This is a genomic window from Pseudomonas sediminis, from assembly GCF_039555755.1.
Classification (GTDB): Bacteria; Pseudomonadota; Gammaproteobacteria; order Pseudomonadales; family Pseudomonadaceae; genus Aquipseudomonas; species Aquipseudomonas mendocina_D.
Genome location: NZ_CP154631.1, coordinates 4,075,010 through 4,090,647, shown reverse-complemented (window position 1 = coordinate 4,090,647; position 15,638 = coordinate 4,075,010). Strand labels below are relative to the sequence as shown.

Below are 15,638 nucleotides of genomic sequence, written 5' to 3'. Positions count from 1 at the left end.
GCTCCCTGGAGAGAGGGTTCAGGCCGGCGGTTGCCAGCCACCGCCGAGCGCCTTGTAGATAGCGACGATGCCGCTGTACAGCTCGACTTCGGCCACTGCCTGGGCATCTTCGGCAGCCAGGCGTTCGCGTTCGGCATCTAGCAACACGAGAAAATCCGTTGTGCCTTCGCGATAGCGAATCGCGGCCTGATCCGCTGCCGCACGGCTGGCTTCAGCCTGGCGAACCAGGGCGATCAGACGTTGCTGGCGTTTACCGTAATCGCTGAAGGCGTTTTCCGATTCTTCCAGGGCCAGCAGTACCTGCTGCTCGTATTGCGCCAGAGCACCGTCGGCTTCGGCTTCGGCTCCCCGCAGACGGGCGCGCACGCTGCCCAGATCGAACGCCGCCCAGCTGATGCTCGGCGCTACGCCCCAGGCCCGCGCCGCCGAGGCGCCCAGTAGCGAGCCACGACCAGCGGTGAAGCCTAGAAAGCCGGAGAGGCTGACCCGCGGGAACAGGTCTGCCGTCGCCACACCCACCTCAGCGGTCGCCGCTGCCAGCTGTCGTTCAGCCGCCTGGATATCCGGGCGGCGGCGCAACAGTTCGCCCGGGTTGCCGATGGGCAACGCCTTGGCAATCACCGGTAGCGGTTTGGGCGACAGATCGATCTGCAATTGCTCCGGGCGTTGGCCGAGCAGGGTGGCGATACGGTTCTGCGCCCGTACCTGTTGCGCCTGCAGTTGCGGCAGGCTGGCCTCGGTGTCGGCCAGGCGTGCGTCGGCACGTAGCACATCGAGCTCGGTGCCGACCCCGGCATCGCGCAACTGCTCGGTGATGGCGCGTGAGTGCTGCTGGTTCTTCAGGTTGTCGCGGGCGATGCGCTCGCGCAGTTGCGCACCGCGCAGGGTGCCGTAGGCATCGACCAACTCGGCGATCAGGCTGACCTGCAACTGGTAATAGTCGGCTTCGGCCACTTCGAGGCGCGCCTCGCTGGCTTCCAACTGGCGCTGGATGCGACCGAACAGATCCACTTCCCAGGCCATGTCCAGGCCCAGGTCGTAGCGTTCCTGACGAACGCGCTCGTCCGTGGTCGGGGGCTGCTGGGCCTTGCCGAACTCACCACTGGCGCGGCTGGTAACGGTGGGCAGGCGGTCGTTGGCCACGTCATCACGAATCGCCCGCGCTGCACGCAGGCGGTTGAACGCCACGCGCAACTCGCGGTTGTCCGCAAGCGAGCGCTGCACCAGTTGGTTCAGCGTCGGGTCGTCGAACTGCTGCCACCAGGTGGCTTCGAAGCGGCTGCGGTCGTACTCGGCCGCCTCCAGCGCCTTGAAGCGCGCGGGCTCGGTAGCAGGTGCCCGGTAGTCAGGGCCGACGGCGCAGGCCGATAGCGCCAGGGTCAGCAGAGCGGGGGCAAAGGCTTTCATGCATGCGACTCCCGCAGGCTGACGGCTTTGCGGGCTGCGCGTTTTTCCACGAAACCACGGATCAGGACATAGAACACCGGCGTCAGCAGCAGGCCGAAGAAGGTCACGCCGATCATCCCGCTGAACACCGCCACGCCCATGGCATGGCGCATCTCGGCTCCGGCACCGGAGGAGAGAACCAGTGGCACCACGCCCATGATGAAGGCGATGGAGGTCATCAGGATCGGGCGCAGACGCAGGCGGCAGGCTTCCAGCACGGCAGCGACGCGATCCATGCCTTCTTCCTGTTTGTCCTTGGCGAACTCCACCAGCAGAATGGCGTTCTTGCAGGCCAGGCCCACCAGCACGATCAGGCCGATCTGGGTGAAGATGTTGTTGTCGATGCCGGCCATAATTACGCCGGTGATGGCGGCGAGCAGTACGGTCGGTACGATCAGGATCACCGCCAGCGGCAGACTCCAGCTTTCGTACTGAGCCGCCAGCACCAGGAACGCCAGCAGCACGCAGAGCGGGAAGATGAAGATCGCGGTATTGCCGGCGAGAATCTGCTGGTAGGTCAGATCGGTCCACTCGAAGGTCATGCCGATTGGCAGTTCTTCTTCCAGCAATTTGGCTATGGCCGCCTCGGCCTGGCCCGAGCTGTAGCCCGGCGCGGCGGCACCGTTGATCTCGGCAGTGAGGAAGCCGTTGTAGTGCATCACCCGATCCGGGCCTGCGCTGTCATCGACCTTGACGAAGGTCGACAGCGGCACCATCTCGCCACGGTTGTTGCGCACCTTGAGCTGGCCGATCTGCTCCGGCTCCAGGCGGAACTGCTGGTCAGCCTGGACGTTGACCTGGTAGGTACGGCCGAAGCGGTTGAAGTCGTTGGCATACAGCGAGCCCAGGTACACCTGCAAGGTGTCGAAGATGTCGCTGATGGCCACGCCATGGGTCTTGGCCTTCTCCCGGTCGATGGCGGCATCGACCGGCGGCACGTTGACCTGATAGCTGGTGAACACCGACATCGGGTTCAGCTCCGGCAACTGCCGGGCCTTGTTGAGGATGTTCTGGGTCTGCGTATACAGCTCTTCGTAGCCCAGGTTGCCGCGATCCTGAATCTGCAGGCGGAAGCCGCCGATGGTGCCCAGCCCCTGTACCGGTGGCGGCGGGAAGATGGCGATGTAGGCGTCCTGAATATCGGCGAACTGCGCATTGAGTTCGGCGGCGATAGCCGTGGCGCTCAACGACGGATCGGTGCGTTCATCAAAAGGCTTGAGCGGGGTGAAAACGATGCCGCTGTTGGGGCTGTTGGTGAAGCCGTTGATCGACAGGCCAGGGAAAGCCACGGTGTTTTCCACCCCCGGATGCTGGCCGGCGATCTCGCTCATGCGCTTGATGACTGTTTCGGTGCGATCCAGCGTCGCGGCGTCCGGCAGTTGGGCGAAGGCCACCAGGTACTGCTTGTCCTGCTGCGGCACGAAGCCGGCCGGAGTGCTGGAGAAACCCAGGTAGCCGAGTACCAGCAGGCCACCATAAATCAGCATGGCGATGCTGCTACCACGCAGCACGCGACGCACGGTGCCGACGTAACGGTTGCTGGCGCGCTCGAACATGCGGTTGAACGGGGCGAACAGCCAACCACCGAATAGGTTGTCGAGCCCACGCGAGAAGGCATCTTTCGGCGCGTGGTGATCCTTGAGCAGGATGGCAGCGAGTGCTGGCGACAGGGTCAGCGAGTTGATTGCCGAGATCACCGTGGAAATGGCGATGGTCAGCGCGAACTGCTGGTAGAACTGCCCGGTAAGGCCGGAAATGAAGGCCGTCGGGATGAACACGGCGCACAGCACCAGGGCGGTGGCGACGATAGGGCCGGTCACCTCCTTCATCGCCTGCCGGGTAGCGTCTACCGGCGACTTGCCCAGGGCGATATTGCGTTCGACGTTCTCCACCACGACGATGGCATCGTCCACCACGATGCCGATGGCCAGCACCAGACCGAACAGTGACAGGGCGTTGAGCGAGAAGCCGAACAGGTGCATCACCGCGAAGGTGCCGATCAGCGAGACCGGCACGGCGGCCAGCGGGATGATCGAAGCGCGCCAGGTTTGCAGGAACAGGATCACCACCAGCACCACCAGCACGATGGCTTCGAGCAGGGTATGCACCACCGCTTCGATGGAACCACGCACGAAGATGGTCGGGTCGTAGACGATCTCGTAGTCCATGCCCTGCGGAAAGCTTTGTTTCAGCTCGGCCATGCGTTCGCGCACCGAGTCGGAAATATCGATGGCGTTGGAGCCGGGACGTTGGAACACCGGGATGGCGACCGCCGGCTGGTTGTCCAGCAACGAGCGCAGGGCGTACTGGTTGGAGCCCAGCTCGACGCGGGCAATGTCGCGCAGACGGGTAATCTCGCCGTTGTCACCGACGCGGATGATGATGTTCTCGAACTCTTCCTCGCTGACCAGGCGGCCTTGGGCGTTGATCGACAGCTGGAAGCTGTTGCCGGCATCGGAAGGCGGCGCGCCGAGGGCACCAGCGGCGACCTGGCGGTTCTGCTCACGAATGGCGGTGACCACATCGGTAGCGGTCAGGCCACGCGAGGCCACCTTGTTCGGATCCAGCCAGACGCGCAGCGAGTAGTTGCCCATGCCGAACAGCTGCACGTCGCCCACACCATCCAGGCGCGCCAGCTCGTCCTTGACGTTGAGCGCGGCGTAGTTGGACAGGTAGAGCATGTCGTAGCGCTGATCCGGTGAGGTCAGGTGCACCACCATGGTCAGGTCCGGGGAGGCCTTATCCACGGTCACACCGAGACGCTGCACCTCGGTAGGCAGGGTCGGCATGGTGCGGGTGACGCGGTTCTGTACCTGCACCTGGGCGTTGTCCAGATCGGTACCCAGAGCGAAGGTCACGGTCAGCGTCAGGCGGCCATCGATGGTCGATTGTGACGACATGTAGAGCATGCCCTCGACGCCGACGATGGCCTGTTCCAGCGGCGAGGCAACAGTTTCACCGATCACCTTGGGGTTGGCACCGGGGAAGTCGGCACGCACCACCACGGTCGGCGGCACCACCTCCGGGTATTCACTTATCGGCAGTTGAAACAGCGAGATGGCGCCGCCAATCAGGATCAGCAGCGACAGCACGGCGGCGAAGATCGGCCGCTGGATAAAGAATTGCGAGAAATTCATGGGGGTTCCTCAAGTCGCGCAGGCGTTATCAGCCGCGCGGCGCGCGAGCGTCGATGTGGTCGGCGGCGATACGCGGGGCCTGGCTTGCATCGACGGCCTGACGCAGGCGCGCCAGTTGCTCGAGGGTGCTGTCATCGGCCATGGCCACGGGTTGCGGGTCGACGGTGGCGCCGGGCATGGCGCGCTGCAGACCGTTGACCACGATCTTCTCGCCCTTGCTCAGGCCGCTGCGGACGATGCGCAGGCCTTCGAGCTTCGAACCCAGCTCGATGGTGCGATAGGCCACGGCGTTATTGTCGCCCAGCACCAACACGTACTTCTTGCCCAGGTCGGTGCCGACGGCTTCGTCCTTGATCAGAGTGGCGGCGTAGGGCTTGCTGCCCACCAGCTTCAGGCGCGCGTACAGGCCCGGGGTAAAACGGCCGTCCTGATTGTCGAATACGGCGCGACCACGAATGGTGCCGGTACGCGGGTTGACCTGGTTGTCGAGAAAGTCCAGCTGGCCCAGATGCGGGTGGCCGGCTTCATCGGACAGACCGAGGTATACCGGGCTGGCACCACGGGCGTCGGAGCCGGACTGACGGGCCAGCTCGACATACTTGAGGAAGGCGCGCTCATCGGCATCGAAGTAGGCGTAGACCTTGTCGGTGGAGACCACCGAGGTCAGCAGGCTCTCGCCGGCACCGACCAGGTTGCCTTCGGTGATTTCGGCGCGGCTTACGCGACCGTCGATGGGCGCAGTGATGCGGGTGAAACTGAGGTTGAGGCGGGCGTTTTCCAACTCGGCGGCGATTGCGGCGACCTGAGCCTGAGCTTCGGTGGCGGCGCTGGCGCGAGCATCGGCCAATTCTGCGGAGATGGCGTTGCTCTGGCGCAGGCGTTCGCCGCGGCGGGCTTCGTTGGCGGCACGGGCCTGGCTGGCGCGGGCCTGTTGCAGTTGGGCTTCGAGGCGTTTGACCTCGGCCTGGAACGGACGCGGGTCGATCTGGAACAGCAGATTGCCTTTCTTCACCAGCGTGCCTTCGTCGAAGGCGACCTTGTCGATGTAACCGGAGACGCGTGGGCGGATTTCGACGGACTGCGGTGCTTCGAGGCGCCCGGTGAACTCGTCCCATTCGTTGATCGGCTGCTCGATCACTTCGGCAACGCTGACCTTGGGTGCGGGCATTTGCGCCTGACTCTGCTCAGCCTGTTCGCAGCCGCTGAGTGCGAGGACGCCGGCGAGGGCCAGGGGGAATATCCAGATGTACTTGTGCTGCTGTTCCATGGGTGACTCCGCCAGTCGGATTTGTGGATTGGCGGAGTCTGCGACGAGACTTGGAGGGCTACGAATCGAATGCCATGAATTTGAACATCATCGGGAATGATAAAGACGGACTTATATCAATTTTGATCTATGAGGGTGCACCAAGGTTCCTGGAGACACTTGGATGGTGCGTTTCCAGATATTTATCAAAGGCTATCCGGGTCGCCGCAGAACATCTGAATACGCGAACGTAGCCAGCGCTCGGCCGGGTCATTGTCTTGGGCGCCGCGCCAGGCCATGTGCAGCTCGAAGGTCTGCGTTTCCAGCGGCAGATCCTCGGCGCGCAGGCCGCCGGCTGCGGTCAAGGCAGCGGCGGTGTAATCCGGCACGCTGGCGACGATATCGGTTTCCGCCAGCAGGGTGGCCAGACCGTTGAACTGCGGAACGGCCAGTACGATGTGGCGCTCACGCCCGACCTTGGCCAGTTCATCGTCGATGAAGCCGGTGAGGTCGCCGGCGAAGGACACCAGCGCATGCGGGCGCGCGCAATAATCATCAAGGCTGAGCGCACCGGGTACGGTGTCGGCACGCAGCAGTTTGGCCTTGCTGCGGCGGAGAATCTTGCGCTTGGCGTTGGCCGGAAGTTCCTCGGTGTAGGCGACGCCCACCGAGATTTCGCCTGAAGCCAACAGCCCCGGCATCATCAGGTAGTTGGTGCGGCGAATCACCAGCACCACGCCGGGGGCTTCAGCGCGCAGACGGCGCAGGAGGGCGGGCAGCAGGGCGAACTCGACGTCATCGGACAGGCCGATGCGAAATATCGCTTTGCTGGTGGCAGGATCGAAGTCGGCGGCGCGGCTGACAGCAGTGGAGATCGAGTCCAGCGCCGGCGAGAGCAGGGCGAAGATCTCCTGCGCGCGCGGTGTCGGTTCCATGCTGCGCCCGGTACGCACGAACAGTGGGTCATCGAACAGGGTACGCAGACGAGCCAGCGCCGCACTGATGGCGGGCTGGCCGAGAAACAGCTTCTCCGCTGCTCGCGTCACGCTGCGCTCGTGCATCAAGGTCTCGAAGACAATCAACAGGTTCAGATCGAGGCGGCGCAGGTCGTTGCGGTTCATCCGGGTACCATTCGAGGGATACGGGCCTTGTCAGCGCGGCGCTGCAAATGAGAGCCTTTGCCCAGGCAATAGTACGGGCAGTGTGCAGCGGATTGAAAGCTGCTGAATCACTGACAGGCATGAAGACTATCGATAGAGTCTGATAGTGTCGCCGCCGCACAGCGGATAGAGTCCACAGTCATTGAAGTGTTAATCCGCGATCAAGCTCGAGGTAAGCGATGTCCCGCATGATCCGTTTTCATAAGTTCGGCGATGCCGATGTGCTCCAGTACGAAGAGGTTCCGACCCCTGTGCCCGGCCCTGGCGAAGTCTTGGTGCGTGTGCAGGCAGTCGGCCTGGGCTGGAAGGACGTGCTGTGGCGGCAGAACCTGGCGTCCGAACAGGCCAAGCTCCCGGCCGGCACCGGTTTTGAATTGGCCGGTACAGTGGCCGCGCTGGGTGACGGCGTGAGCAACTTCGACGTCGGCGCCGCCGTTGCCGGCTTCCCGGCGGGCACGCCGAATCGTTATCCGACCTGGGGCGATCTGGTGCTGATGCCCAGCCACGCCCTGACCCGTTATCCCGACGTGCTCAGCCCGGTCGAGGCCAGCGTGCATTACACCAGCCTGCTGTTCGGCTATCTGGCGCTGATCGACCTCGCGCATCTGAAGCCCGGCCAGCATGTACTGATCACCGAGGCTAGCCACTGCATGGCGCCGCAAACCGTGCAACTGGCCAAGGCACTGGGTGCCAAGGTCATCGCCTCCACCAGTTCCTCGGAGGATCGCGAGTTCCTGCGTGGCCTGGGTGCGGACAAGGTGATCGCGACCGAAGAGCAGGACCTGGTCCTGGAAGTCGAGCGCTACACCGAGGGCAAGGGTGTCGAGGTGATTCTCGACCAGTGTGCCGGCCCGCAGATGAAGCTACTGGGTGATATCGCTGCACCGCGCGGCAAGTTGATCCTGTACGGTATTAATGGCGGCAACGACACGGCATTTCCTGCCTGCGCAGCCTTCAAGAAGCACCTGCAGTTTTTCCGTCACTGCGTGCTGGATTTCACTGGCTGCCCGGAACTGGGGATCGAGCCGAACAATGATGCTGTGCAGCGCGCACTTACGCACATCAACCAGATGACGGCGGACCGTTTGCTGACGCCGGTGATCGATAAGGTGTTCGATTTCGAAGACTTCGTCGAAGCGCATCGCTACATGGAAACCTGCCCTAATCGCGGGCGAGTGGCCCTGAAACTGGCCACGGATTAAAGTCCGTGGCCACCCGGTCGCTATATCCGGTAGGTCTAATCGTTCTTTCAAGGAAAGTGGCATGAGTATGGTCATCGGCGACGCGCTATCGCTGTTGTTGTTTCGTTTGCATAGCGGCCGCCTGCTGGGGATCAACCTGCTCAAGGTCAATGAGATCATTCCCTGTCCGGCCTTGACCAAACTGCCTAATCGTCACCCCAATGTTCGCGGCATCGCCACTTTGCGCGGCGCCGCGATGACGGTGATCGACCTGGCGCGCGCCATCGGCGAGCGCGGTGCGGCTGACGAAGACGACGGCTGCCTGATTGTTACCGAGCTGAGTCGCTCGCGTCAGGGCCTGCATGTGAAAAGTGTGGAGCGTATCGTGCAGTGCTCCACCCGCGACGTGCGTCCTCCACCTGCCGGGGCCGGTAATCGGGCCTTCATCACTGGCGTGACCCAGATCGATGGCGCCATCGTGCAGATTCTCGATATCGAGAAGGTGCTGCACGATATCGCCCCAGCACTGGAAGAGGCGCCAGTTGGGCAACTGCTCGATGGCCAGGACGCGCGCTTGTTACAAGGCCGCCGCGTGCTGTTGGTCGACGACTCGCAAGTTGCGCTGCAACAGACCCTTAACGTGCTGCGCCAACTGGGGCTCGACTGCACCGCAGTGCGCAGCGCCCAGGCTGCCCTGCAACAACTGCATGAATACCATCAGGCCGGCATGCCATTCGAGCTGCTGGTCTCGGACATCGAGATGCCGGAGATGGACGGCTACAGCCTGGTTCAGGAAATTCGTCGCAGCCCCGATATCGCCGATACCTACGTGCTACTACACACCTCGCTGGACAGCACCATGAATACCGAGAAAGCACGCTCGGTCGGTGCCAACGCGGTGCTGACCAAGTTCTCCTCGGTCGATCTCAGTCAGGCACTGCTCGATGCCTTCCGGCAAATGAGCGGTCAGCACTAAGCCTGCCCCTGCAAGCCCTTGCCACCAGCGGCAAGGGCTTGCCTCGTCATCCTTATCTATCTAAATATTCAATACCTTCAATTGGTTAAGTGCGCCTGGCAATTGCAACTCAGTCAAGGAGCACAGCATGAGCACGATTGGAGGTATTGGCCGTTACGGTGGCATATCGCTGACGGGGTTTCGCAACAAACCCGGTGAGTTGCAGGGCGGGTTGGCCCAGTTGGCGCGCAATCGCGCGTTTGCAGGCTGCCGGTATCGACGCGCAGCCACTGGCGAGTTACTGCGTCAATCCGCGATGGCCGGGACTGGTAATGGGGTTTGCGCCCTATGAGGAACGGGCTATCGAGGATGCCGCGAGGGCCGTTGCGCAAGCTCTGCGTGGTTGAGAACTGCCCCGGCCAAGGCCGGGGCAGCGACCATCAGAGGATGCTCAGCGGGTATTCGACGAAAGCGCGAATCTCGTTGAGATCTGGCCCAACATCGGTGCTGGAACGGTAGATGGAGTTACGCAAGCGCAGGTGCAGATCCTTGGCGGCCCCACTCTGGATGGTGTAGCCGATCTGGTTGAAGATCTCGCGCTCGGTGCCGTTGTTGTCGTTGCCGGTATCGATGTTGTCACCGCGTACATAAGCGAACTTGTAACGCAGACCCGGCACGCCATACTCGGTGAAATCCAGCTCGTAGCTGGCCTGCCAGGAGCGCTCGTCCTTCAAGTTGAAGTCCGAGTAGTAGGAGTTGGCCAGGTAGATACTGGAACCGCCATCGCCGTAGTCATAGGCGAAGCCGGCATCGCCGCTGTTGCGCTGATGCGCGACGATGAAGGCATGAGCGCCGATGCTGTACTTGGCCGCCAGACTCCAGATGGTGTTGCGATCACCCTGGCCGTCACCGCCGAGATCGATTGCGGCCACCGAGCCGGTGTCGTACTTGGTGCGGTAGATGTTGAAGTCGAAGTTCAGCGCCTGATCGGCCGCCAGCGCCAGGTTGTAATTGACGTTGGCGTAGTAGCGTTTGTACATGTCCTCGAGATCGGCGTGATACATCGCCAGGCTCAGGTCATCGCTGACGGCGTAGCTGCCGCCGAGCACGTCGATACTCTTGAGGCGATTAGGATCGCGCGCCGAGTCGCCCATCGGGCTGTCAGCGGTGAAACGACCGGCGTTCAGCTCCAGGCCTTCGATCTCGTTGCTGGTAACCAGCGTGCCGGTGAAGGTCTGTGGCAGCAGACGGCTGTCGTCATGGGCCAGAACCGGCAGGGAAGGGAACTGGTTGCCGTACTTGATCACGGTATTGGAGACGCGCAGCTTCACCGCGCCGCCGGCCTGGGACAGGTCGTCCACCGGACGGCCTTCGCTATCGGTGTCGAAGAAGGCGCGATAGTTGCGGCCGCGGCCGCTGTCGAGCTTGACCCCGAGCAGACCGAAGGCATCGACGCCGAAGCCGACGGTACCTTGGGTAAAACCGGACTCGAAGGTGGCGATGAAGCCCTGACCCCAGGTCTTGGCGTCGTTGGTATTGTCTTTGTAATCACGGTTGAAGTAGGCGTTGCGCAGCAACAGATTGAGGCTGGCGTCTTCGACGAAACCGTTGGACTCGGACTGGCTGCTGGCGTGCGCCAACTGCCCGCCCAACGCGAGGCTGCAAGCCAGCGCGAGACAGTGCTTCTTGTGCATGGGTGCTCCCGGTGTTGTGTGCTGTTCTAAACGCGCCTCACAGCGAGGTAAGGCCCGGCCCAGAGGGCGCGCTTAGAGTTATCACCCCGTCTGCCGATGCACTATTCGAGCTGATTGATGATCACTATCAATGACTTCGATGCGCTGTTGCAGTCGATCGACGATAGGCTTCACCCCGATGAAGATTCCAGGGGCGGCGGTTTTGCATCACTCCCGAAAGCCGTCGCCTTGGCTCCACTTCATCTCCTTTGGTTAAGACGACTTGTGGCCGCCTGGTGATCCAGTGCGGCCTTTTTTTTATCTTCTTGGCCTGCGGTGAGTGCTGGCCAGACGAGTGATTCAATGAAAGTCGCGGCTGCGTATGTCCAACCCGGTCAGCAGCTCCGTCATATCCGTCAGACGCCCCGCGATCACATGGCGGACGCCATCTTCCGCCTCCAGATGACCGTCGATGCGCAGCATCTGCGACTGCACCAAGACTCGCCGCTGGCGCTCGGCCAGGTCATGCCAGACGACCACATTGACCAGGCCGAACTCATCTTCGAGCGTGACGAAAATGACCCCGCTGGCGGTTTGCGGCCTTTGCCTGCCTATCACCAGACCGGCCACGCTGACAGGACGGCCATGCTCGACGGTCTGCAATTCACGCGAGCTCCGGCAGCGCCGTGCCCGTAGAGTTTGGCGCAGCAGGGCCAGAGGGTGCGGGCCGAGGGTGGTGCCGAGCGTCGCATAGTCGGTCAACAGATCTTCCCCCTGCGATGGGGCAGGCAGGCCCGGAGCGGCTTCATTCGGCGTAGATACACCGGCGAACAGCGGTAATTGTTCCTCGACGCCAGCCATCGCCCAGCGCGCCTGATAGCGGTGGCCAACCAGGCCGCCGAGTGCGCCTGCATCGGCCAGGCGCTCGCGCGCCGATACATCCAGGCTTGCACGTATGCTGAGGTCTTCGACATCTCGGAATGCGCCGCACTGGCGCGACTGTTCGATACGGCGCGCGTCGTCTTCGCGCATGCCACGAATCATCCTCAGGCCCAGGCGGATGGCCGGCTCGCCATGTTCATCGGGCTCCAGGCTGCAATCCCAGTCGCTGTAGCGTACGTCCACGGGGCGCACCTCGACATCATGCCTCCGTGCGTCCTGCAACACCTGATCGGGGCTGTAGAAGCCCATCGGCCAGCTGTTGACCAGAGCGCAGGCATAGGCAGCGGGCTCGTGGCACTTCAGCCAGCAACTGGCATAGGCGAGCAGGGCGAAGCTGGCTGCGTGCGACTCGGGAAAACCGTAACTACCGAAGCCCTCGATCTGGCGGAAGATCCGCTCGGTGAACGCCTGCGTGTAACCCTTTTCCAGCATGCGCGAAGTGAGTCGCTGACGATGTGGTTCGAGCCCGCCATGACGTTTCCAGGCAGCCATGCTGCGGCGTAGTTCATCCGCCTCGCCGGGCGTGTAGTCGGCGGCGACGATGGCCAGCTCCATGACCTGCTCCTGAAACAGCGGCACGCCGAGCGTGCGCGCGAAGACCGGCTTGAGTTCATCCGAGGGATAGTCGATGGGTTCTTCGCCGTTTCGCCGACGCAGGTACGGGTGCACCATGTCACCCTGGATCGGCCCCGGACGGACGATGGCCACCTGAATCACCAGGTCGTAGAAAGTGTTTGGGCGCAGGCGCGGCAGCATTGCCATCTGCGCGCGTGACTCGATCTGGAAGGCGCCGATGGTATCTGCGCGGCTGATCATGGCGTAGGTGGCCGGGTCTTCCTTGGGCAAAGTGGCCAGCGTCCACTGCGTGCCGCGGTAGCGCTCGATCAGGCCGAAACAACGGCGCAGGGCGCTGAGCATGCCCAGGGCCAGGACGTCGACCTTGAGCAGGCCGACCCTGTCCAGATCGTCCTTGTCCCACTGGATGACGGTGCGCTCGGCCATGGTCGCGTTCTCCACCGGCACCAGGGTGTCGAGCGCGTGCTCGGAAATGACGAAGCCGCCCGGATGCTGCGACAGGTGCCGGGGGAAACCGATCAGCTCGCCGGTCAGGATCAGCACGCGTCTGAGCAGCGGATTCTCCGGATCGAAACCCGCCTCCTGTAGGCGTTCCGGCGTTGGTGGGCCACTGCTCCAGCGGCCACAGCAATCGGCCAGCGCATTGACCTGATCCGGCGGCAAGCCAAGGGCCTTGGCGACATCACGTATCGCCCCGGCGCCGTGATAGGTGTTGACCACGGCGGTGAGCGCCGCACGCGTTCGACCGTAGCGACGAAACACGTACTGGATGACTTCCTCGCGCCGTTCGTGCTCGAAATCGACGTCGATATCCGGCGGCTCGTTGCGCTCGCGGGAGAGAAAGCGCTCGAACAACAGCCTGCTTTCGGTAGGGTCTAGCTCGGTGATGCCGAGCGCGAAGCAGACGCTGGAGTTGGCCGCCGAACCCCGGCCCTGGCAGAGGATGTGCTGCTCGCGGGCGAAGCGGACGATGTCGTGAACGGTCAGAAAGTAGCTTTCGTATTCCAGCTCGGCGATCAGCGCCAGCTCGTGCTCGATCTGTGTGCGGGCCCTATCCGGCACTCCATCAGGCCAGCGCTCGTCAGCGCCGCGCTCCACCAGAACGCGTAGCCAGGAGGTGGGATTATGCTCTGCAGGCACCAGCTCGTGCGGGTAGTGATAATTCAGTTGGCTGAGATCGAAACTGCAGCGCTCGGCGATGCACAGCGATTGCGCAAGCAGCTCGGGCGGATACAGCTCGCCCAGTTCCTCAAGCCGGCGTAGATGCCGCTCGCCATTGGCGAATAGATGGGCACCGGCCTCGGCCACGGGTAGATGATGACGGATGGCGGTCATGCAGTCCTGCAGGGCGCGGCGGCCACGGGCATGCATGTGTACATCGCCACAGGCCACCGCCGGCAAGTCATGGACGGCGGCCAGTTCGAGCAGGCGCTGCAGACGCGCGCTATCGTCCGCACCGCGATGCAGCTCGACGCCCAGCCACAGCCGCTCGGGGAACACCGAGCGAAGCCAGGGCAGGGCGGTGGCTTCGCCTTCGCTGAGCCAGATGGCCAAAAGACCATCGAGCGGTACCACGAAATCCTCGTGCAACAGCCGATAGGTGCCCTTTGTCGCCCTGCGTCGCGCCCGGGTGATCAGGCCGCATAGCGCCTGATAGCCCACCAGGCTCTCGGCCAGCAGCACCAGCTTCGGGCCTTTCTCGATCTGCACTTCGCTGCCCACTATCAGCTTTACCCCGGTTTTCTTCGATGCCTCCCAGGCGCGCACGATACCGGCCAGGGTGCATTCATCGGTGATCGCCAAGGCGCGATAGTTCAGCCTTGCCGCACGCTCGAACAATTCCTGCGCACTGGACGCGCCGCGCTGGAAGCTGAAGTTCGACAGGCAATGCAGCTCGGCGTAATCGCTCATGCGAACCAGCCGTGCAGCAGCAACGGCCCATCACTGCCGACTGGCCGATACGCCCAGCCGCGCTGCCCAGCACGGGTCTGCACCACGTAATAGTCGCGGCGCACATCCTCGCCATCCCACCAGCCGGACTCGATGCGCTCCGGGCCGGAGAGGATGCGCAGTGAGCCTTCGCGCAACGGCTGGGGTTCGCTCAACAGCCAGCCCGGCCGCGGGCCGTTGGGAGGCAGCAAGGGGCTGGTCGAGTCGTTCATCCAGGCACGCTCGGGACGGTGATCGGCTCTGGCACCGAGGCCATGCAGGGCGTCATCACCGAGGCGCGCCCTTAGCCGCTCGCGTAATTGCTCCCAGGGCTGGTTCTGCTGTGGACGCTCGTCGAACAGTTGCTGATGCTGCGGCGCGAAGGTCGGCAATTCACGCGCCTCCAGCCGCACGGCCAGCACCGGGGCTGGTAGCTGCTGATGTTCCAGACGGCCGCGCGTCAGCTCGAACAGCATGCCGGGATCACGCTCGGCGCTGAGCAGACCCACCTGTATCTGCGTATCGGCACCCGCGCGGTGTTCCAGATGCAGGGTGAAACGCTGCACGCCACTATCACGACAGGCCAGGTAAGCCGCCAGATCGGCTGTCAGCCGGCGCAACGGGAACAGCAGTGCCTGATGCGATTCCACCTCGAAATTCAGCTCGATACGGGTATCGAAAACATCCGCAGGCATGAAGAAATCCAGCGCTAACGGGCGCTGGCCAGAGAGGGTATCGAGATGACGTAGCACTTCGGCAGGGAAACGCTTGGCCAGGCTGTCACGCGGCAGAGCCAACAGCTGCCGCAACTGCCTGAGCCCCATGCGATTGAAGGCCGTGGTCAGCGTGGCGGATAGCCCGAGTCGATCCACTGGCAAGGGATCGAGCATCTGCTTGAGCATCCGCTCATCACTGGCCATCAACCCATCACCGATATTGACCAGCACTCGGGCTGCTGCCGGATTCGGCGCGACGGCAATACGGTGCTGGAAGGCCAGCGCCGAAAGCTCGGCGCGCAGGCGTGCTTCGAAACGCGGCCAGGGGCCGAACAGTCCCAGACTGGACTGCACCTCCAGCAGCAGACAGCGCGGATAGTGCAGGCTGACCTGGGCACTGAACCCATAGGCCCAGGCAGCCAGAAACTGCTGCCAGCGCTCGATGGCTGCCAGATCGTATTCTGCCGTGGCAAACCCGCGTGTCAGCGCCTGCGCTGCAGTCAGTGACTGGCCGGGCTTCAGCCCCAGGGCTCGGGCTGCCGGGTTGACCGCCTGTAGAACGCGCCGTTGTGGCGAGCCGTTGAGCAGCACCAACGGCTCGTCGGGGTTGGCGCGGTGACGCTGCACGCCGTCCATGGGCAACTGTGGCAACAGGATGCAAGCCCAGAGCATGGCAG

Annotated in this window: 10 protein-coding genes; 3 read left to right on the top strand and 7 right to left on the bottom strand. The window is 63.2% G+C overall.

Features of this window, described 5'->3' with window-relative positions:
* Window positions 1-18: 18 nt before the first annotated feature.
* The 4 genes from AAEQ75_RS19215 to AAEQ75_RS19200 form a co-directional block, all read right to left on the bottom strand.
* A complete protein-coding gene (locus AAEQ75_RS19215; RefSeq protein ID WP_343350122.1) occupies window positions 19-1,407 on the bottom strand; it encodes a TolC family protein in 1,389 nt (462 codons plus the stop codon).
* Window positions 1,404-4,583 (bottom strand): efflux RND transporter permease subunit, encoded by a 3,180-nt coding sequence (locus AAEQ75_RS19210; RefSeq protein WP_343350121.1) that lies wholly within the window; start codon window positions 4,581-4,583, stop codon window positions 1,404-1,406. Before AAEQ75_RS19210 ends, AAEQ75_RS19215 begins: the two co-directional genes overlap by 4 nt.
* Window positions 4,584-4,611: 28 nt before the next feature.
* The gene (mexE, locus tag AAEQ75_RS19205) at window positions 4,612-5,850 is read right to left on the bottom strand and encodes a multidrug efflux RND transporter periplasmic adaptor subunit MexE (RefSeq protein ID WP_343350120.1); all 1,239 of its coding nucleotides are present in this window, start codon (window positions 5,848-5,850) and stop codon (window positions 4,612-4,614) included.
* A 185-nt stretch (window positions 5,851-6,035) separates the two neighbouring features.
* Window positions 6,036-6,950 carry a LysR family transcriptional regulator gene (locus tag AAEQ75_RS19200; protein WP_143507429.1) on the bottom strand — a complete coding sequence of 305 codons (915 nt, stop codon included), beginning with the start codon at window positions 6,948-6,950 and terminating at the stop codon, window positions 6,036-6,038.
* A 218-nt stretch (window positions 6,951-7,168) separates the two neighbouring features.
* Between AAEQ75_RS19200 and AAEQ75_RS19195 the strand changes: the two genes are divergently transcribed.
* Together AAEQ75_RS19195 and AAEQ75_RS19190 are read left to right on the top strand one after the other, a co-directional pair.
* Window positions 7,169-8,191, top strand: a complete 1,023-nt coding sequence (locus AAEQ75_RS19195) for a zinc-dependent alcohol dehydrogenase family protein (RefSeq protein ID WP_343350119.1) — start codon at window positions 7,169-7,171, stop codon at window positions 8,189-8,191.
* 61 nt (window positions 8,192-8,252) lie between these two features.
* The gene (locus tag AAEQ75_RS19190; protein WP_099524109.1) at window positions 8,253-9,146 is read left to right on the top strand and encodes a chemotaxis protein CheV; all 894 of its coding nucleotides are present in this window, start codon (window positions 8,253-8,255) and stop codon (window positions 9,144-9,146) included.
* A gap of 419 nt (window positions 9,147-9,565) precedes the next feature.
* On the opposite strand, the gene AAEQ75_RS19185 is transcribed toward AAEQ75_RS19190, so the two are convergent.
* On the bottom strand, window positions 9,566-10,819 hold the full coding sequence (locus AAEQ75_RS19185) for an OprD family porin (protein WP_343350118.1): 1,254 nt from the start codon (window positions 10,817-10,819) through the stop codon (window positions 9,566-9,568).
* Between the two features lie 117 nt (window positions 10,820-10,936).
* Between AAEQ75_RS19185 and AAEQ75_RS19180 the strand changes: the two genes are divergently transcribed.
* Entirely contained in the window at window positions 10,937-11,098 is a 162-nt protein-coding gene (locus AAEQ75_RS19180; protein ID WP_179576512.1) for a hypothetical protein, read from the top strand.
* Between the two features lie 60 nt (window positions 11,099-11,158).
* Here the strand turns inward: AAEQ75_RS19180 and AAEQ75_RS19175 are convergent, their stop codons facing one another.
* Together AAEQ75_RS19175 and AAEQ75_RS19170 are read right to left on the bottom strand one after the other, a co-directional pair.
* Window positions 11,159-14,227: an error-prone DNA polymerase gene (locus AAEQ75_RS19175; RefSeq protein WP_343350117.1), complete on the bottom strand. Its 3,069-nt coding sequence runs from the start codon at window positions 14,225-14,227 to the stop codon at window positions 11,159-11,161.
* Window positions 14,224-15,633 (bottom strand): Y-family DNA polymerase, encoded by a 1,410-nt coding sequence (locus AAEQ75_RS19170; protein WP_343350116.1) that lies wholly within the window; start codon window positions 15,631-15,633, stop codon window positions 14,224-14,226. Before AAEQ75_RS19170 ends, AAEQ75_RS19175 begins: the two co-directional genes overlap by 4 nt.
* Between the last annotated feature and the right edge of the window lie 5 nt (window positions 15,634-15,638).